The following is a 17,931-nucleotide window of genomic DNA, read 5'->3' on the forward strand; positions in this document are numbered from 1 at the left end:
CGTCAGCCCTTCGATGGTTTGCTCTTGCCGGGCTGTTCCTGCCTGGACCCGTCCTGCTTGCGGCCGAGATCGTCGATATTGTCGTCCTGTTGCTGGCCGGGTCGGGTTTCGAGCGGCGCCGGCTTCGATTTTTCGGTCGCCATGCTAGTTCACCACTTTCTGCGATGCGGGCGGATTGGCTTCGAGCCGTTCGAGCGTGAAGCCGACGCGACGGGCGACCTCAAGGTCGAAATCCTGGTCGGGGCTGGTCAGCTCGTATTGGCGAAGCTGTTCCAGCGTAACGCCGGCCTCCCGGGCAAAGACATCCGGTTCGAGCCCCAGGGCCAGGCGTCGATTTTGGTCGCCCTTTGCCTGGCGCCGGTTCGGATCGGTGGGGAAGGTCATGGCCATCTCCTGTCCAAAAAATGCTGTGCTATCCAATCCTTCGCCCGGTAACTTGGTTCCGTGCATGGGCGCCGCCACTGCGGCGAACCGAAATCCGGCAACCGTCCTCTCCGGAACCGGCAAAAGCGAGCATGGCGCTATCGTCATGCGGCGCCAGAGAAAAACATCCATCCAAGGAGTTGAAAGCCGCCCTCCGCAGGCGCAGTTTTCAGGCCAATTCCGGCGTCTGAACAAGGCGCCGGTCGAATAAGGAGATGATAATGAAACTCTCGAAGTTCCTGATTGCGCTCGGCCTGGCTGCCGTGGCCGCTACCCCGGTTGTCGCACAGTCTGCCCTTGAGCAGATCAAGCAGGCCGGCGCGCTGCGCATCGGCACAGAAGGCACCTACGCCCCCTTCACCTACCATGACGATACCGGCGCACTGGTCGGCTTCGACGTCGAGATCGGCCGCGCCATTGCCGAACAGCTCGGGGTCGAGGCCGAATTCGTCGAAGGTCCATGGGATGGGCTGATCGCCGGCATCGACGCCAATCGCTACGACGTGGTGATCAACCAGGTCGGCATCAACGCGGAGCGCCAGGCCAAGTATGACTTCTCCGAGCCCTATATTGCCTCCAAGGCCGCATTGGTGGTGCGTGGCGACAATGCCGACATTACCAGCTTCGAGAGCCTCGCCGGCAAGAAGGCGGCCCAGACGCTGACCAGCAATTACGGAAAGCTCGCCCAGGAATATGGCGCCGAACTGGTCCCCACCGAAGGCTTCGACCAGTCGATCGCGCTGGTCGTGCAGGGTCGCGCCGACGCCACCATCAATGACAGCCTGTCCTTCTTCGACTTCAAGAAGCAGCAACCCGATGCCGACGTAAAGATCGTCGTCACCCAGGCCGATGCCGATTTCTCCGGCGTGCTGCTGGCCAAGGGCAAGCCTGAGCTGCTGGCCGCGATCAACGAAGCGCTGGCGGCCATCAAGGCAGACGGCACCTATGCCGAGATTTCGCAGAAATATTTCGGCGAAGACGTCTCGCAGTAGTAATCCAGCCACTCACTGGCTTAGATGGATCGGCCGACGGGTTCGGCCGATCCTTGTCTTGACGGAACCGCTCGATGCCGCATTGGCTATCCCTGATGATCGACGCCCTGCCCTCCCTGCTATGGGCGTGCCTGGTCTTCACCGTGCCGCTGACGCTGCTGTCATTCGCATTCGGCCTGGCGGTGGGGTTTGTCGCCGCCATCACGCGGCTTTTCGCTCCCGCCCCGTTCGCCGCCTTCGTGCGCTTCTACGTCTGGATCATCCGCGGCACCCCACTGCTGGTCCAGCTCTTCCTCATCTTCTACGGCCTGCCCAGCGTCGGCATCGTGCTCGACGCGTTTCCGGCCGCCCTGATCGGCTTCACGCTCAATGTGGGCGCCTACACGTCCGAAATCATCCGCGCGGTGCTCGTCTCGGTGCCCAAGGGGCAGTGGGAGGCGGCCTATTCCATCGGCATGACCTGGGCGCAGGCCATGCGTCGCACCATCCTGCCCCAGGCCACCAGGGTGGCCGTGCCGCCGCTGTCCAACACCTTCATCTCGCTGGTCAAGGATACCTCGCTTGCCGCGGCCATCACCGTGCCGGAGCTGTTTCGCGCCGGGCAACGCATCGTCGCCACAAGCTACGAACCGCTGATCCTCTATATCGAGGTGGCGCTGATCTACCTGGTGGTCAGCTCCGTCCTCTCGAGCCTGCAGGCCCGCGTCGAGAAGCGTTTCTCCCGCTATGGCGGTTTCATCGAGGCCGGCTCATGATCGCGCTCGAAAACATCCACAAGAGCTTTGCCGACAACCACGTGCTCAAGGGCGTGAGCCTGATCGTCCCCGAGGGCGGCGTCACGGCGCTGATCGGGGCCTCGGGCAGCGGCAAGAGCACGCTGCTGCGCTGCGTGAACCTGCTCGAAATGCCCCAATCCGGACGTATCCGCATCGACGACACCGCCATCGAATTCACGCCCGGCGGCCATGTCGGCCGCGATGCGGTGCTGGCGCTGCGCCGCAAGACCGGAATGATCTTCCAGAACTTCCAGCTCTTTCCGCACCTGTCGGCACTGGAAAATGTCATGGAAGGTCTGCTGACCGTCCTCAAATGGCCACGCGAACAGGCCCGGCAGCGGGCGCTCGAACTGCTGGCAACTGTCGGCATGAGCGCCAAGGCCGACGCCTGGCCGTCGAGCCTTTCGGGGGGCCAGCAGCAGCGCGTGGCGATCGCCAGGGCGCTGGCGCCCTCGCCCAAGGTCCTGCTCTGCGATGAGCCGACCTCGGCGCTCGATCCGCAATTGGCCACCGAGGTCGTGGAAGTCCTGGCCCAGCTCGCCCGCAGCGGCACCACCATGTTGATGGCCACGCACGACCTGCGCCTCGCCGCCAGCATCGCCAGCAACGTGGTCTATCTCGATGCCGGCGAGATCGTCGAAGCCGGGCCGGCCCGGCAGGTGTTCGGCTCGCCCGCCCAGGATCGCACCCGACGCTTCATTTCGACGCTGACCGCCCATGCGGTGGCGCCGGGTCCCTAGCCGCTTGCCGCGTCAGTGCAAAGGCGCTACGGCTCGCCCATGAGCTACAACAAATTTCCGCCCAAGCCGAAATACGATCCCGATACCGGGCCGGTCTATCTCTATGGCCTGCACACGGTGCGGGCCGCGCTGGACAACAAGAACCGCATCAAGAAGGTGTTGCTGGCCACACCCAACGCCCTGATGCGGCTCAAGGAGACCGGCGAAATCGGCAAGGTGCCGGTGAAGGAAACCACACCCAAGGAGCTCGACAAGCTCCTGGGTGACGACGCAGTGCATCAGGGCGCAGCGCTGGAAGTCGATCCGGTGAGCCGCTTCGGGCTGGACGATATCCACCCGCTCAAGCTGGTCGTCGTGCTCGACCAGATCACCGACCCGCACAATGTCGGCGCCATCCTGCGCACCGCCTGTGCCTTCGGCGCCGATGCGGTGATTACCACGGCCCGCCACTCGCCGCGCGAAACCGGCGTCATGGCCAAATCGGCCTCGGGCGCGCTGGATCTCGTGCCCATGATCGAAGTGCGCAACCTCGGCGACGCGCTGGAAAAGCTCAAGGCGCGCGGCATGTTAGTGCTCGGCTTTGATTCTGAATCAGAACATCAGCTCAAGCCCCGCAGCGGCGACCAGCCGCTGGCCATTGTCATGGGCGCCGAGGGCAAGGGCCTGCGCCAGCGCACCCGCGAACTCTGCGACGAGATGGTCAAGCTCGACATGCCCGGGCCGATCAAGTCGCTCAATGTTTCCAACGCCGCCGCCATCGCGCTCTTTGCGGCCACTGCCGGACGGGTCTGATGAGCCAGTTTGCACCCTTCGCCATCGCACTGCGCCTGTCGGGCGTCACCATCGGCCAATACGAGCTGGATGCGGCGCTCAAGCAGCTCACCAGCCGCTACGAGCCGGAAGACGCCGATGGCAGCTTCTATGCGCAGGTCGATATCGCGGTGGCCAACCCGGTCAGGTCGCTGCTGGAGCTGGCCGAACGCTCAGGCCTCGCCATATCAGCCATGCTGGATGACCGGCGCATCGGCAAGGCCGTGCTCGACCTGGCATTCGACTATCCCGAGCATGGGGAAGCCATGTCCGCCCGCCTGCCCGCCCATGCGGCGGCGGCCATTGCCGGGCACGGAATCGATATCGAGATTTCGGTTTACCTTACCGACGTCGAGGAAGACGACGAGGACTGAGGTCCTCCTCCAGCCCCAGGCAATCGGCGATCGGTTGCTTCAGATCAAATTGGTGATCCACAAACGCGCTAGTCTGGCGCCAGATCATCCTTGATCTGAGAGGCGTCAAAATGGCTGAAAACGTGCCCTACCCGGTCCAGTTCGACATCGAGTATCAGTCGAAAATGGATCGCCTGACATCGTTCTTCCGACCGATCTGGGCCATCCCCATTCTGATTGTCCTGGGGCTCCTGAACGCCGCGGGAAGCGCGCGCCATGTGACTGAGGCCGGGGTAAGTGTCGAATCCACCGCCGGAGGCATCGCGGCCGGCCTGTTCGCGGCCACCGTGCTGATGATCGTGTTCCGGCAGCGCTATCCGCGCTGGTGGTTCGACTTCGCGCTGGAACTGGCCCGCTTCAGCGCCCGGGTTACCGCCTACCTGCTGCTCCTCACCGACCGCTATCCCTCAACCGTGGAACAACAATCGGTTCACCTGGAGGTGGCTTACCCTGACGCAGAACACGGCCTCAACCGCTGGCTGCCATTGGTAAAATGGCTCCTGGCCCTGCCGCACTTTATCATTCTTGGCCTGCTGGTCATCGCCGTGATGGTAGTCACCCTGGTCGCCTGGCTCGCAATCCTGATCACCGGCGCTTACCCGCGCCCCCTGTTCGACTTCGTGGTCGGGGTTGGCAGATGGGCAACGCGTGTCTGGGCCTACGCCTTCCTTCTCAGCACCGACGACTATCCGCCGTTCAGCCTCCGATAACCCTGCCGCGGTACCCAAACTGTAACTAGGGATGGAGTCGAGCGGACGACCTACAATGTGCCCCGCAGCACCGGGACATCAGCCGTGATCAGGTCGCGGCCGAAGATACTGTTGTCCTTGGGCACGAGCCGCACCACCGAATAGCCCCGCTCTTCGAGTTGCGCCAGGAACACCGGCAGCGTCTCGACTGTCCGCTGGTGGATATCATGGAACAGGATGATGCCGCTGCCGCGCGCTTCGAGCTTGTCCATCGTGCGCGCCGCGATCACTTCGGGGCTGTCCTTGTAGTAGTCCTTGCTGTCGATATCGACATCGAGCACCACCATGCTGCCCTGCATCAGGTTGGTGCGCAGGAAACCCGTCTGCGACAGGTAGGGGAAGCGAAAGAACGGCGATAGCGCCTGCCCGCCACCGGCCAGCGCCAGCCGCACCGCCCGCTCTCCCTTGGCGATTTCGTCCAGCGCCTCCTGCCGGCTGAGATTGCCCAGATCGACATGGCTGAACGTATGACTGCCCACCGTGTGGCCGCTGGCCGCGACCTGCTGCGCCAGTGCCGGATTGCCCTGCGCGGCCGATCCCAGCATCAGAAAGGTCGCCTTGACACCGAAATCGTTGAGCGTCGCCAGGATCGTACCGGTCCTGCCCGGGCGCGGCCCATCATCAAAGGTGAGCACGACCTCGCCCGGCCGCAGGATGATATCGGCGGCCGATGCGACGGCCAGCGTGCGTCCGCCGAGGTGGCCCGCCGAGAAGATGCGCTGCGGCATGGGCTGCTGGGTGATCGGCTGCGATGCCGGCAGGATGCTGTTGGTGATCAAAGCATGCGTCGCGGTGTGAGGCCGCGAGATCGCTTGTGGACTGGGCGGCTTGGCGCAGCCCGCCAGTGCTACGCCCGCCATCACAAGACACATAACAAAACGCGAAAGCGACACGGGCTTGAACTCAGCTCGATTACAACTGAGCGCATTTTTCGCGGATTATGGTTAACATTTCCCTCGCGAAATCTTAAGGACTACTTACCCGCCAGTGCTTTAGCCTTCCGCCCCAGCGTATCCAGTGCGCTCAGGAACGCCGAGCGGTCCGCAGGACGAAAGCCGGCATTGTAGCCCTTGCTCTCGCCGGTCTCGCGCAGGTGCTGGTTGAGGTTGCGCATGGCCAGGGCCATGCCGATGGATGCCGGGGTGAACGGCTTGCCGGTAAACCCGAGCACATGACAGCCCTTGTCGATAGCGCGGCTGGCCAGCGGGATGTCGGCGGTGAGCACGATGTCATTGGCCTGCGCCTGCTCGACGATCCAGTCATCGGCAGCATCCGAGCCCGCCGCCACCACGACCACCCGGATCATCGGGTCGCGCGACGGCCGCACGCCGCCATTGCTGACCAGGGTGATCACCAGACCGAGGCGCTCAGCCACGCGCATCGCCTCTTCCTTGACCGGGCAGGCGTCGGCGTCCACGAAAATGCTCGGCTCAGGCATGCGCAATGACGTCCTTCACGAAGGCCAGCCGCTCCGCGACCGGCACCTTGGGCAGTTCGACGATGCGATAGCCCAGTTCAGCATAGCAGTCACGCAGTGACGCATAGACGCGCTGGGCATGCTCCCAGCCTTCGACCCGCTCGCTATCGGTTACGAATATCTCGCGCCACGGCGGCGCCACGAACACGACGGGGTTATAGCGATAGACCTCGGCCGCCCGCCGAAAATGCGCATTGTCGGCCACACCCCAGTCGCGGCAGTAGCAAACAAGCTCGGGAATGCCGCGATCGCAGAGTGCCGGTGCGCCTCCGCCCAGCGTGAGGAAAGTCCTGATATCCCTATCCAGCATCAGTTCGGCGAACAGCGCCCGGTTGCCGAAGTGATGCGCCGGACCGTCGATGACTGCCTGCGCCCTGATAATAGCGCGCGCCGCCTCCTGGCCAACGCGCAGGCCGGCCTCCGCCGCAGCATCGAGCAGTGTGGTCTTGCCGGCGCCGGGGCCGCCCGTAACAATGAAGAGATTGTCGAAAAGATGCGTCATGGCTCGTCGTCCTCATCAGTGAGCTAGCAGGAGGCAAAAATGCTGGGAAAGGTGATCGACAAGGCGAGCTGGGCGGATGCCACGGCAGGCGTCGACAACTGGCGGGGGGAGTTCGAGGGCGGCGCATATGGCGCGGGCATCTGCGTGATCTTCGTCCACACCGAAAACATCGGGGACGGGCCGCGCCTGCACAGACATCCCTACCCCGAAACCTTCATCGTCCGCAACGGGCGCGTCCGGTTCACGGTGGGCGATGCGACGGTCGATGCCGAGGCCGGACAGATCGTGGTCTGCCCGGCCAATGTGCCGCACAAGTTCGAGAATCTCGGTCCGGGACTACTCGAACAGATCGATATTCACGAGGCTGGGGCCTTCGAGACGGTGTGGTTGGAGTAGCTTAGTAGACCACCACACTCCTGATGCTCTCGCCCGAATGCATCATGTCGAAGCCCTTGTTGATATCCTCGAGCCGCAACGTGTGGGTGATCATCGGGTCGATCTCGATCTTGCCGTCGAGATACCAGTCGACGATTTTCGGCACATCGGTGCGCCCCTTCGCGCCGCCAAAGGCCGTGCCCATCCAGGTGCGGCCGGTGACCAGCTGGAAAGGCCGGGTGGAGATCTCCTTGCCCGCACCCGCAACCCCGATGACCACCGATTTGCCCCAGCCGCGGTGGCTGGCTTCGAGGGCCTGACGCATAACCGTGGTGTTACCAGTGCAGTCGAACGTGTAATCGGCGCCGCCGATCAGGTCGCCACGTCGCTTGGTCAGGTTGACCAGGTAGGGGACGATATCGCCGTCGATTTCGGTCGGATTGACGAAATGCGTCATGCCGAAGCGCTCGCCCCAGGCCTTCTTGGCATTGTTGAGATCGACCCCGATGATCATGTCGGCGCCGGCCAGCCGCAGGCCCTGGATCACGTTGAGACCGATGCCGCCCAGGCCGAAGACCACAGCGGTGGCGCCGATCTCGACCTTGGCGGTGTTGATGACAGCACCAATACCCGTGGTGACGCCGCAACCGACATAGCAGACCTTGTCGAAGGCGGCCGACGCATCGATCCTGGCCACCGCGATCTCGGGCAGTACGGTGAAATTGGAGAAGGTCGAGCAGCCCATATAGTGGTGGATCGGCCTGCCTTCGAACGAAAAGCGCGAGGTGCCGTCAGGCATCAGCCCCTGCCCCTGCGTCGCGCGGATGGCGGTGCAGAGGTTGGTCTTGCCGGAACGGCAGGAATAGCACTCGCGGCATTCGGGCGTGTAGAGCGGGATGACGTGGTCACCCTTTTTGAGGCTGGTCACGCCTGGCCCGACATCGACGACGATACCGGCCCCCTCGTGGCCGAGGATGGCGGGGAACAGGCCTTCGGGATCAGCGCCGGACAGGGTGAAATCGTCGGTGTGGCAGATGCCCGTCGCCTTGATCTCGATCATCACCTCGCCCGCCTTGGGGCCATCAAGGTCGACCTCGACGATTTCGAGCGGCTTGCCGGCTTGAAAGGCAACTGCGGCGCGGGTCTTCATGGGATTCTCCTCGGGCATTGATTGGCCAAGGTTTGGCATGCGGTGGGATGTTGGACAACCCGCGAACGCCCATGAGCCGTACAGCAGCGTCCCTAGCCGGCAATGGCCCCCGGCCCGGGCTTCGCGCCCGGGGGCACCTTGCCCAGGATGATCATGCCCAGCACTTCGTCCTTGGTGACATCCTCGGTGCGGGCGCTGCCCACCACCTGCCCGTTCTTCATCACCACGACCCGGTCCGCCAGATCGAACACGTCATGAATGTCGTGGCTGATGAGGAAGATGCCGATGCCGTCGGACTTGAGCTGCTTGATGAGATCCCCCACCTGCGCCGTCTCCTGCGGACCGAGCGCCGCCGTGGGCTCGTCCATGATCAGGATGCGCGCATTGAACAGGATGGCGCGGGCAATGGCCACCGACTGCCGCTGGCCGCCCGACAGCGCCTTCACCGGCTCCTTGAAGCGGCGGAAGTTCGGATTGAGCCTGCCCATCACCTCGCGCGCCTTCGATTCCATCGCCGCGTCATCGAGCGTGCCGATCGAGGTGGTGATCTCGCGACCCAGGAACAGATTGGCTGCGGCATCGACATTGTCGGCCACGGCGAGCTGCTGGTAGATGGTCTCTATGCCATAGCCCTTGGCGTCGCGCGGATTGTTGATGGCAGCGTCTTCGCCATTGATCCGGATCGAGCCGGCATCGCGCCTGTAGGCGCCCGACAGTATCTTGATCAGCGTCGACTTGCCCGCGCCATTGTGACCAAGCAGGCCCACGACCTCGCCCGGATAGAGATCGATCGAGGCGCGATCCACCGCCCTGATACCGCCGAAGGAGATCGAGATGTCGTTCATCTCGACGAGAGGCGTTTTGGTGTCCAGCATGACAAGGACTCCCTAGTGTTTGTTACGGCGGTAGAGCGTGTCGAGCCACACCGCGAAGACGAGGACGGCGCCGACCACGATGGACTGCAGTGGGCTGTCGAGCCCCATCAGCACCATGCCCGACTGCAGCGACTGCATGACCAGCGCGCCCAGGAGCGCTCCGGCGATGGTACCGACGCCCCCGGCCAGCGACGTGCCGCCGATCACCGCCGCGGCGATGACATAGAGTTCGTCCAGCGTGCCCAGCGCATTGGTCGCCGCGTTGAGGCGAGCGGTCGAGATGGCCGCGGCAATGGCGCAGAGCGCCCCCATCAGCATGAAGATCTTGACCGTGACCCAGCGCGTATTGATGCCAGCCAGTTCCGCCGCCTCGGGATTGCCACCCATAGCAAAGACATAGCGGCCGAAACGGGTCCGGGTAGCAATGAAGGTCATGACGACGCCGACGCCCAGCGCAATCAGCACCGGCACGGCAATGCCATGGGAGATGAAGAGACCACCTTCGGGCACGGCAATTCCGTTGGCCTCGGCGTAGTTCTCGGCAATGCGCCGCGGCCAGGGATAGGCATTGGCCACCCAGACCGCACCAATGGAGAGGCCACAGCCGATGACGCCGAGTGCGGCCTCTGCCCAGACCGGGCGCAGCGGGAAATTGAAGCGGCGGCGCTGCCGGCGGCCCCAGTAAAGACCGATAAGGATGGCGGCGCAGGCGATCACCGCGACGACCCAGCTCCAGAACTGGCCGACGGAGCCGGCTGGGCCGCCACCCATGAGCTGGAATGTCGGGTCCATCGGCGCCACCGTGCGCCCCATGGTGACCCACCAGGCCGCGCCGCGCCAGACGAGGTAGCCGCCGAGCGTCACGATAAAGGCAGGCACGCGTAGATAGGCAATGATGGCGCCTTGCAGCGCGCCGATGCCGACGCCGACCACCAGGCCCGCCGCCAGCGACAGCACCCAGATCAGCGGATTGCCGAGCCCCAAGCCCAATTGGGCGGGCAGGATATCGGTCTGCATCACGCCCATGACCATGCCAACCAGGCCCAGGATGGAGCCGACGGAAAGGTCGATATTGCGGGTTACGATGATCAGCACCATGCCGGTGACCATCACGGCCACCGAGGCCGTCTGCACCGACAGGTTCCACAGATTGCGCGGCGTAAGGAACAATCCGCCCGAGAAGATATTGAAGCCTATCCAGATGATGGCCAGAGCACCGATCATGCCGAGCAGGCGCGTATCAAGCTCGGTCGCCATCAGGAAGCGTTGCAGCGGATTCTGCACGAACCGGCTCGGATGTACGTTGGTCGGAATGGCGTGCTGTTCTGCCAAAATGTCTCTCCCCGCTGGGCTGCGCCACGTGCTGGCGGCGCGGTCCTGTCACAACGATGCCGCAGCGCGAACGCCGCGGCACCGTACTTCAACAGATTATGCTGTTTGCGCCTCAGTTACACGCGGCAACCGAGCCAGCGGCAACGCCAGCGCAGACCACTTCCTTGGAGACCCAGCCGGCGTCGATGACGACGTTGAGGTTGTCCTTGGTGATGGCGACCGGAGCGATGAAGAACGCGTTCATCTGCACGCCCTTGGGGCCACCAGCGAACGGCACCACGCCGGTGACGGCGTCGAGTGCCGTGCCGCCGGCCAGTTCGAGCGCCACTTCGGCGGCCTTCTTGCCGAGTTCGCGCGCGTCCTTCCAGACCGATACGGTCTGGGTGCCGAGTGCAATGCGGTTGAGGGCGGCATGGTCGCCGTCCTGACCCGAAACAGGTACGGAACCGGCGAGGCCCTGCGCGGCCAGAGCGGCAATTGCGCCACCGGCGGTACCGTCATTCGAGGCGACGACGGCGTCGACTTCGTTGTTATTGGCGGTCAGGAACTGTTCCATGTTCGCCTGGGCGACTTCCGGGTTCCAGTTGTCGGTATAGGCTTCGCCGACATTGACGATCTTGCCCGCGTCGATACCGGCCTGCAGCACTTCCATCTGGCCTTCGAACAGGAAATCGGCGTTGGGATCGGCCGAGTTGCCCTTGATGAAGACATAGTTGCCTTCGGGCTGGACGGCGGCGACGCCGGCGGCCTGGAGGCGACCCACTTCCTTGTTGTCGAAGGTGAGGTAGAACGCATCCGGGTTTTCGATCAGGCGGTCATAGCCAACCACCGGAATACCCTCGGCGACGGCAGCGGCAACGGCCGGGCCAACAGCTTCGCTGTCCTGGGCCAGCACGATGATGGCATCGGCACCCTGGGAGATCAGGCTTTCGATGTCCGTCAGCTGCTTGGATGCCGACGACTGGGCGTCAGCAGAGATATAGGTAGCGCCGGCAGCCTCAAGCACCGCCTTGATCGCTGCTTCGTCGGTCTTCCAGCGCTCTTCCTGGAAGTTGTTCCAGGAAACGCCAACGACCACGCCATCCTGCGCGAAAGTGGAAACGCCGGCCGTGCCTGATATGACGGTCGTGCAAAGCAAGACCGCTAGAAACTTGTTCATGTCTGTCCTCCCTAGCGGACAGTTCCCTGCCCGCATCCGTGCCGGTGGCTTTGCCCCAGCGGGCACCCTCCACCAGCGCCCTGAGCATTAATTTCACTGCTCGAAAAAAGATGTGACATGTGAGGCTCCGCCAAGTCAACATCAATTTCGAAGCCCGAAATAAATGCGATTGCGCAAAGCGGAGAGGAATGATGTGTTGCGGGCGGAGTGAGGAGTAGAGTGGTTGGGGCGGAACGTCAGTGATAGCGACAGCGTCCGGCGCCAGAACCGGGGTCTGGTGCTCGGCGCCCTGCGCGTGCAGGGCGCGCTGTCGCGTACCGCCCTGGCCACCGATACCGGACTTAGCCACGCCAGCATAACCGCAATCACTCACGACCTCATCGAACAGCAGATCATCGTCGACCTGGACCCTGCCGAAAAATCGGACAGTCGCGGGCGAGGCCGGCCTGCGACCCTGGTCGGCTTCAATCGCCACATTGGCGCAGCCGCCCTGTTCGAAATCGACGTCAACCGCTCCCGTCTGTCGCTGGTGGATTACGGCGGCGTCCTGGTCGACCGCATCGAGACACCGGTGACACCCACCACCTTTGCGGACACACCGCCCGCCGTGTTCCTCGCGCAGCGCCTGCGCCAGTTGCAGGCGCGCAACCCCGCCGAAACCTCGGTCCTCCGACGCGTTGCGATTTCGGTCCAGGGCATTCTCGATCGCGACGGCCGTTCGCTGAAATGGTCGCCAATTGCCCACCTGGCCAACCGACCCTTCGTGCAGGAACTGGCCGACGCTTTTTCGCTGACCGTTACGCTTCACAAGCGCGGCCGGCTGCTCGCCGAAGGCTCGCGCTGGCTCGACCCGACACTGCGCGACGCCAGCGTGGCCACTGTGTTTGTCGGGTCGACCGTCGCCATGGGCATGACCTTCCGCGGACAGATTCTTGGTCGAGGCGAGGAGGGCTCAACTGAATTCGGGCATATGAACCACATGCCCAATGGCGCGCTCTGCCGGTGCGGCATGCGCGGCTGCATCGAGGCCTATGCCGCCGATTATGGCGTGCTGCGCACAGCCTACTCCGTGCCCGAGACCGCCACCCCTGCCCCGGCGGTTCCACCGCAGGAGTATGAAGGCCTCATCGCCCGGGCCGAGGCAGGCGATCGGGCGGCCGGGCATGCCTTCAACATTGCGGGTCGGGCGATCGGCTTTGGCCTCGGCCGCATGCTGGCGGTGTTCGATCCGTCCCATATCCTGGTCATCGGCCCGGGCGCCCGGGCCCTTGACCTGATGCTGGCGGAAGTGCGCTCGGCCCTGACGGGAACCCTGGTTTGCCGCATCAACGGATTGCCGCAGATTATTGCCCACCGTGACGAGAAAGAGCCCATCTTCAAGGGCCTCATGATGAAGACCCTGAACGCGATCGACCAGGACGAGTTTGCCGGGGCACCCCTGCGCCAGTCATCGTCCTGACATCGGCTCGCTTGATGATCGTGCCATGCCCGCCGACAGGGTACCCCTGCCCCAAACGCAGAGCTGGCCTAATGGCGCTTCAAATCAAACGGTGCCATGCTGCGCGTGAACTGAGTCAATAGCGAATGAAGAGCCCCGCCGAGCCACACTCACCTATGTGGAATTAACCACCGCGCAATTCCAAGTCACCAAACCCGACTACAAATCAGTATTCGATGACCGGCGAGACACCCGCATTCCATAGGACATCACCATGACGCAGCCAATCGTCCCGGTTATACTTGCGGGTGGGCAGGGAACGCGGCTGTGGCCGATGTCGCGTGCCGCACGGCCAAAGCAGTTTCTGGCTTTGACGGGAACAACCAGCCTGTTCCAGAACACCTTGCGACGGGTGTCCAACGATGCGGTCTATGCGCCGGCGATCGTCATCACCAATTCCGATTACCGCTTCATAGTCGCCGAACAGGCGACCGAGCTGGGCGTCCAGCTTGCCGGCATTCTGCTTGAGCCGACCGCACGCAACACCGCAGTCGCTATCGCTGCCGCCGCTGCGTTCGCTGCAAGTCGTTTTGGCGCCGATGCCATCCTGCACGTCCTGCCGTCGGACCACGACGTCAATGCCAACACAGACTATTGGCGCGCGGTCAACGAGGCAGCAACTTCCGCCGCCGCCGGCAAGTTGGTGACGTTCGGAATCGTGCCGACCTATCCCGAGACCGGCTTTGGCTACATCAAGTCCCCTGCTCTGGTTGGCTCGGGTGTGCAGATGGTCGAGCGGTTTGTTGAAAAGCCTGATGCTGAACGCGCCGCTCAGATGCTGTCCGAGGGTGGGTATTTCTGGAATTCCGGGATGTTCATGATCGGGGCAGACAGCTTCCAGCGCGAGGTGGAAACACTGGCCCCCGAGACATTCAGGGCTGCGCGCGACGCGGTCGCGCAGGCCAAGGCCGATCTGGACTTCATCCGTCTGGATGAGACCGCGTTCAGCGCCGCGCCGAGCATCTCGGTCGACTATGCCATCTTTGAGAAGACTAGCCGGGCGGCTGTCATCGCCGTCGACTTTGGTTGGTCAGACCTGGGCAGTTGGGATGCGGTGTGGAAAAGCGGAGACCGCGATGGCGCGCAGAACCTGACGCAGGGTGCGGTGACACTGGACGGCGTCCGGAACTCCCTGATCATCACCGACCATCCCCATGTCGCCGTCAATGGACTTGACGATGTTGCTGTTATCGCTACGGGGGACGCCGTCTATGTCGGTCGCCTGTCGGAGGCCCAGAACGTGGGAGCAATCGTCAAGACGCTTCGGTCCGGCAAGGACACCATCGCAATAACCGAAACCCACAAGACCGCATATCGCCCTTGGGGCGGCTACGCCTCGGTCGTCAATGGCGACCGCTTCCAGGTCAAGCGGCTCTTCGTCAAGCCAGGCAAGAAGCTCAGCCTGCAAAAGCACCACCACAGGGCCGAGCATTGGGTTGTCGTGCGGGGCACCGCCGAGGTTACGCTGGACGGCACAGTCACCACGCTCAGCGAGAACCAGTCCATCTATCTGCCGCTCGGTTGCGTTCACCGCCTGGCCAATCCGGGCAAGATCGACCTTGAACTGATCGAGGTGCAGACCGGCTCTTATCTGGGTGAGGACGACATCATTCGGATCGAGGACGAGTTCGGCAGAGTGTAGAGCGCCCCGCATTTCTCCAGCAGGCCGAAGCAGCGGCGCAAGTCCGGCCCGGTGGGCGGCGGCCCGATGCACAGTTTATCAGATAGTAGCAATCATCCCGTACCTTGATGCCTGGGGAACAAGGGGGAATATCCGCATGCTGTCGAGATATGGTTCTATTGCTGCGCTGATAGCTGCCAGTCTTGGACTGCTGATAGTGCTGGGCTGGGGTCTATGGCAATTGGCAATGTGACCACCTCGTCGGGATCTCTGGGCCGGCATTGCTGCACATCCACCTGACTTAGCTGCGAGATTGGCTGGCCGAACCGCCGCGCCATGCGCGAGGATCGACCGCATTGTATGCGTTAAGGTGAATGGCGCATTCCGCTGGCATTCATCTCATCTCTGCCACACATTGGTCGGGAGCCACGGAATGAGCTGTGGAACGCCCACGGGGGAGCGGTCACCGCCGCAACGATACCGCTCCCTCGGCCCTTCCCGGCACGACGTCAGACCGCAAATCCTCTGATCTCGGCCGTCCTCATCAGCATTTCGCCACTCGATTCAGGATACGGCGCCGCCTATTCCGAGGGGCCGCGGCTATCCAGCCAGCGCCAGGCCAGCACCAACATCAGCTCGCAACCCACCCCCGCAAAGATACATAGCCACTTGGCCACCATCTCGATCAGGCGGACGGATCGATCCGGCACCAGCGATTGCAGCATCTCGAAAACCACGGCTGCGGTGACCCCGATCAATATGCCCACCCAGGGGCGCGAGGGGAACGCTGCGGCGCTGACAAAGCCCAGCAGGACGTAGGACGCGGAAACAAAGAGCGGCGATGGGTCTACTCTCCAATCCAGCGCATCCCAGGCGAGGACCGCGATCAGGAAACCGAACACCATTCTCATCTGAATGACATTGGCTCTGCGCTGGGAGACGCTCTCGCTCATCCCACATCTCCAGATCTGGGCGACCTATGGGAGCAATATAGCAGCAATGCCGCGCCAGAACAGCGGGCAGCGCAATCCGTCCGACATTGGGCGCCGGCAGCAACACTGCGGCACGGCCGAGCTCGCAGGGTGGGTGTTTCAGGCGGCGCTTCTGGCCTGCCCGGCCGTCACGACCTCTGGACGTGCCAGTTCCATGCTGATGCGGTCTGCCAACCGCAGCGCCAGGGCGACGATGGTGATGGTCGGAGAATCGCTTCCCACGGTGGGAAACACAGAGCTGCCAGCGATATAGAGGTTGTGGATGCCATGCACCCGGCAATCGGCATTGACCACCCCCCGTGCCGGATCGTCACTCATCCGGGTCGTGCCCATGTGATGCCAGCATCCCATGACATCGTCTGGCCATATGGTCTCCCGCACCCGGCCTTCCGTACTGGGTTGCACGACCTCCATCTGGACCAGGCCATCGAGAACCAGTTGGGTCTGGCGCTGGAAATTGTCGCGGTCCTGATCGGTCAGCCGCCAATCGACGACTGCCTGCCTGAGGCCCAGCGCATCGGCCCTGGCGGACAAAGTTACCCTACTCTGGCGGTTTGGAACGGGCTCAAACACTGTCTCAAGTGAATAGTCGTTGCGGGTTCGAATAGAGTTGAACCTGACATCGGCCACGGTCAGCGCGGTCGTTGGGGCGTTCAGCAACAAGGTCGGCAACTGACGCACGACATCCCGGAAAACCCGGGATCGCGGATAGCCGAAATGGCTCCGGCCGGAAATCGCCCGTTGAAGTGCCTTGAGGGCGAAGAAGGACTTGGTGAGATCGTTACTATAGCGGGCAACGAGATAGGTGCGTGAATTGGAAAGCTCCAGCAGGCGCTGTTGCTCAAAGGTCGGCGCAAGATGAATTTCGATATCCCGGCTTACCGCCCCGCGTCCGGTATGGATACGGTGCAGGGTCGCGTCATAAAGTGTACGATAACGCTTGGCGTCGGACACTCTCAGCAGGTGCGACTTTACCCTGGGATGGTCCATGTAATAGCGGCCGACGACGTCGTGGCCATTGCCAAGCCCCGCTGTCTGGACCTGGTTTGAGAGCAGCAGCAGCCGCGCGTTCTCGATTCCGCCGGAGGCCAGCGTAAAGTACTTTGCGCCAACGGTGAAACGGTTGCCATTCAGCGTCTTGACCTCGATCCCCGTAACATTCGATGCGGTCTCGTTTGTCAGGATGCGCGCCGCATTGGCAAACAGCATGACGGTAAGGTTCGGCAGGCTACTCAGGCGCTCCCGATATTGCATGCCATAACGAGTCGGCGGGCTCAGCTGGCTGAGGACGTTCTGCAATCCTGTGCGCTCGATCGGCAGAAGGGAAGCCTCGCGCTGGGCAATCCCCTCGCGCCAGTCGCTGAGGTCATATCCAAGTTCGGGCAGTTGCAGCCAGGCCTGGCTCCGACGGTAATACGGCGCCAGCGCCGCCTTGGTGATTGGCCAGCCACTGTCGGCGATCCATGGCCGGGCCTCGAAGTCGATGTCGTCCAGGGGCCGGCACCAGCCTCCCCAGCAGTTGGTGCTGCCGCCGAGATATCGGCTGCGGGATTCGCTCAGGCGTTCCCGCGTCAGGCCCAGGTTTTCCCCGACATAGAGTTCCTGCGTCATCGGGTCTGGCGAAAGCCCGCCGCCCTCCAGCAACACGACCCTGGTGCCGCGTTCGGCCAGTTCTATCGCCAGAGTAATGCCTGCCGCCCCGCCGCCAATGATACAGACGTCGAAGAATAAGGGATGACTTTGTGCTACTTGCCTAGCGTCGGTTATCATGAGTTGCCCCTAGCCCACCACGCCACGGTGCCACCGCAGTCAGAACTCAACTGCAGATCATATTCCCCGAATGTGACGCAGCACAATGCAAAGGTGGAGTCATTTGTTCGCTCCTCAAGCTGTCCGGTCTTTGGCGCGATTTATCGATTGCTCACAATACTTTGCCAGACTGGCTTTGCGATATCGCCAATTCTGTCCATGCGCTACCCGCGGGCAGAGCTCAGCAGCCGTGCCGAACTGTGTCAGTGCGGGCAACATTGTGACTATGATGGCAACC

At 63.0% G+C, this 17,931-nt stretch carries 21 protein-coding genes; 10 read left to right on the forward strand and 11 right to left on the reverse strand.

The genetic code is table 11. From position 1 onward, the window contains the following. Positions 1-2: 2 nt before the first annotated feature. The gene (locus tag IH615_RS09825; RefSeq protein WP_291361688.1) at positions 3-143 is read right to left on the reverse strand and encodes a hypothetical protein; all 141 of its coding nucleotides are present in this window, start codon (positions 141-143) and stop codon (positions 3-5) included. Position 144: 1 nt separating this feature from the next. Next, on the reverse strand, positions 145-384 hold the full coding sequence (locus IH615_RS09830) for a hypothetical protein (RefSeq protein ID WP_291361689.1): 240 nt from the start codon (positions 382-384) through the stop codon (positions 145-147). Here IH615_RS09830 and IH615_RS09835 point away from each other — a divergent pair. The 7 genes from IH615_RS09835 (at position 383) to IH615_RS09865 (ending at position 4,864) form a co-directional block, all read left to right on the forward strand. Beyond that, positions 383-634: a hypothetical protein gene (locus IH615_RS09835; protein ID WP_291361690.1), complete on the forward strand. Its 252-nt coding sequence runs from the start codon at positions 383-385 to the stop codon at positions 632-634. The genes IH615_RS09830 and IH615_RS09835 overlap by 2 nt on opposite strands. Positions 635-644: 10 nt before the next feature. After that, a complete protein-coding gene (locus IH615_RS09840) occupies positions 645-1,415 on the forward strand; it encodes an amino acid ABC transporter substrate-binding protein (protein ID WP_291361691.1) in 771 nt (256 codons plus the stop codon). Positions 1,416-1,489: 74 nt separating this feature from the next. Beyond that, on the forward strand, positions 1,490-2,170 hold the full coding sequence (locus IH615_RS09845) for an amino acid ABC transporter permease (protein ID WP_291361692.1): 681 nt from the start codon (positions 1,490-1,492) through the stop codon (positions 2,168-2,170). Continuing rightward, positions 2,167-2,931, forward strand: coding sequence for an amino acid ABC transporter ATP-binding protein (locus IH615_RS09850; RefSeq protein ID WP_291361693.1), 765 nt, complete (start codon positions 2,167-2,169; stop codon positions 2,929-2,931). Before IH615_RS09845 ends, IH615_RS09850 begins: the two co-directional genes overlap by 4 nt. Positions 2,932-2,970: 39 nt before the next feature. Then, positions 2,971-3,723: a 23S rRNA (guanosine(2251)-2'-O)-methyltransferase RlmB gene (gene rlmB, locus IH615_RS09855; RefSeq protein ID WP_291361694.1), complete on the forward strand. Its 753-nt coding sequence runs from the start codon at positions 2,971-2,973 to the stop codon at positions 3,721-3,723. After that, positions 3,723-4,115, forward strand: coding sequence for a hypothetical protein (locus IH615_RS09860; RefSeq protein ID WP_291361695.1), 393 nt, complete (start codon positions 3,723-3,725; stop codon positions 4,113-4,115). The genes rlmB and IH615_RS09860 overlap by 1 nt, the downstream gene beginning before the upstream one ends. Positions 4,116-4,225: 110 nt before the next feature. Next, positions 4,226-4,864 (forward strand): DUF4389 domain-containing protein, encoded by a 639-nt coding sequence (locus IH615_RS09865; protein ID WP_291361696.1) that lies wholly within the window; start codon positions 4,226-4,228, stop codon positions 4,862-4,864. A 50-nt stretch (positions 4,865-4,914) separates the two neighbouring features. Here IH615_RS09865 and IH615_RS09870 read toward each other — a convergent pair whose 3' ends face one another. The 3 genes from IH615_RS09870 to IH615_RS09880 all read right to left on the reverse strand — a co-directional run bounded on the left by IH615_RS09870 (position 4,915) and on the right by IH615_RS09880 (position 6,882). Continuing rightward, the gene (locus IH615_RS09870) at positions 4,915-5,682 is read right to left on the reverse strand and encodes a polysaccharide deacetylase family protein (protein ID WP_291361697.1); all 768 of its coding nucleotides are present in this window, start codon (positions 5,680-5,682) and stop codon (positions 4,915-4,917) included. 194 nt (positions 5,683-5,876) lie between these two features. Then, positions 5,877-6,341 carry a YaiI/YqxD family protein gene (locus IH615_RS09875; protein ID WP_291361698.1) on the reverse strand — a complete coding sequence of 155 codons (465 nt, stop codon included), beginning with the start codon at positions 6,339-6,341 and terminating at the stop codon, positions 5,877-5,879. Continuing rightward, positions 6,334-6,882 (reverse strand): AAA family ATPase, encoded by a 549-nt coding sequence (locus IH615_RS09880; protein ID WP_291361699.1) that lies wholly within the window; start codon positions 6,880-6,882, stop codon positions 6,334-6,336. Before IH615_RS09880 ends, IH615_RS09875 begins: the two co-directional genes overlap by 8 nt. A 42-nt stretch (positions 6,883-6,924) precedes the next feature. On the opposite strand from IH615_RS09880, the gene IH615_RS09885 reads away from it, so the two are divergent. Continuing rightward, the gene (locus tag IH615_RS09885) at positions 6,925-7,278 is read left to right on the forward strand and encodes a cupin domain-containing protein (protein ID WP_291361848.1); all 354 of its coding nucleotides are present in this window, start codon (positions 6,925-6,927) and stop codon (positions 7,276-7,278) included. A 1-nt stretch (position 7,279) separates the two neighbouring features. On the opposite strand, the gene IH615_RS09890 is transcribed toward IH615_RS09885, so the two are convergent. From IH615_RS09890 to xylF, 4 genes are all read right to left on the reverse strand, one after another. Beyond that, the gene (locus IH615_RS09890; RefSeq protein ID WP_291361700.1) at positions 7,280-8,407 is read right to left on the reverse strand and encodes an S-(hydroxymethyl)glutathione dehydrogenase/class III alcohol dehydrogenase; all 1,128 of its coding nucleotides are present in this window, start codon (positions 8,405-8,407) and stop codon (positions 7,280-7,282) included. Between the two features lie 92 nt (positions 8,408-8,499). Continuing rightward, entirely contained in the window at positions 8,500-9,282 is a 783-nt protein-coding gene (locus IH615_RS09895; RefSeq protein ID WP_291361701.1) for an ATP-binding cassette domain-containing protein, read from the reverse strand. A gap of 12 nt (positions 9,283-9,294) precedes the next feature. After that, positions 9,295-10,596, reverse strand: coding sequence for a sugar ABC transporter permease (locus IH615_RS09900; protein WP_291361849.1), 1,302 nt, complete (start codon positions 10,594-10,596; stop codon positions 9,295-9,297). Between the two features lie 130 nt (positions 10,597-10,726). After that, positions 10,727-11,773, reverse strand: a complete 1,047-nt coding sequence (gene xylF / locus IH615_RS09905; protein WP_291361702.1) for a D-xylose ABC transporter substrate-binding protein — start codon at positions 11,771-11,773, stop codon at positions 10,727-10,729. 223 nt (positions 11,774-11,996) lie between these two features. On the opposite strand from xylF, the gene IH615_RS09910 reads away from it, so the two are divergent. Both IH615_RS09910 and IH615_RS09915 read left to right on the forward strand, forming a co-directional pair. Then, on the forward strand, positions 11,997-13,232 hold the full coding sequence (locus IH615_RS09910; RefSeq protein ID WP_291361703.1) for an ROK family protein: 1,236 nt from the start codon (positions 11,997-11,999) through the stop codon (positions 13,230-13,232). 253 nt (positions 13,233-13,485) lie between these two features. After that, positions 13,486-14,913, forward strand: coding sequence for a mannose-1-phosphate guanylyltransferase/mannose-6-phosphate isomerase (locus tag IH615_RS09915; RefSeq protein ID WP_291361704.1), 1,428 nt, complete (start codon positions 13,486-13,488; stop codon positions 14,911-14,913). Between the two features lie 560 nt (positions 14,914-15,473). Here IH615_RS09915 and IH615_RS09920 read toward each other — a convergent pair. Together IH615_RS09920 and IH615_RS09925 are read right to left on the reverse strand one after the other, a co-directional pair. Further along, a complete protein-coding gene (locus IH615_RS09920; RefSeq protein WP_291361705.1) occupies positions 15,474-15,845 on the reverse strand; it encodes a hypothetical protein in 372 nt (123 codons plus the stop codon). A gap of 138 nt (positions 15,846-15,983) precedes the next feature. Continuing rightward, a complete protein-coding gene (locus IH615_RS09925; protein ID WP_291361706.1) occupies positions 15,984-17,654 on the reverse strand; it encodes a GMC family oxidoreductase in 1,671 nt (556 codons plus the stop codon). Between the last annotated feature and the right edge of the window lie 277 nt (positions 17,655-17,931).

This window comes from Devosia sp., from assembly GCF_014860165.1.
Taxonomy (GTDB): domain Bacteria; phylum Pseudomonadota; class Alphaproteobacteria; order Rhizobiales; family Devosiaceae; genus Devosia.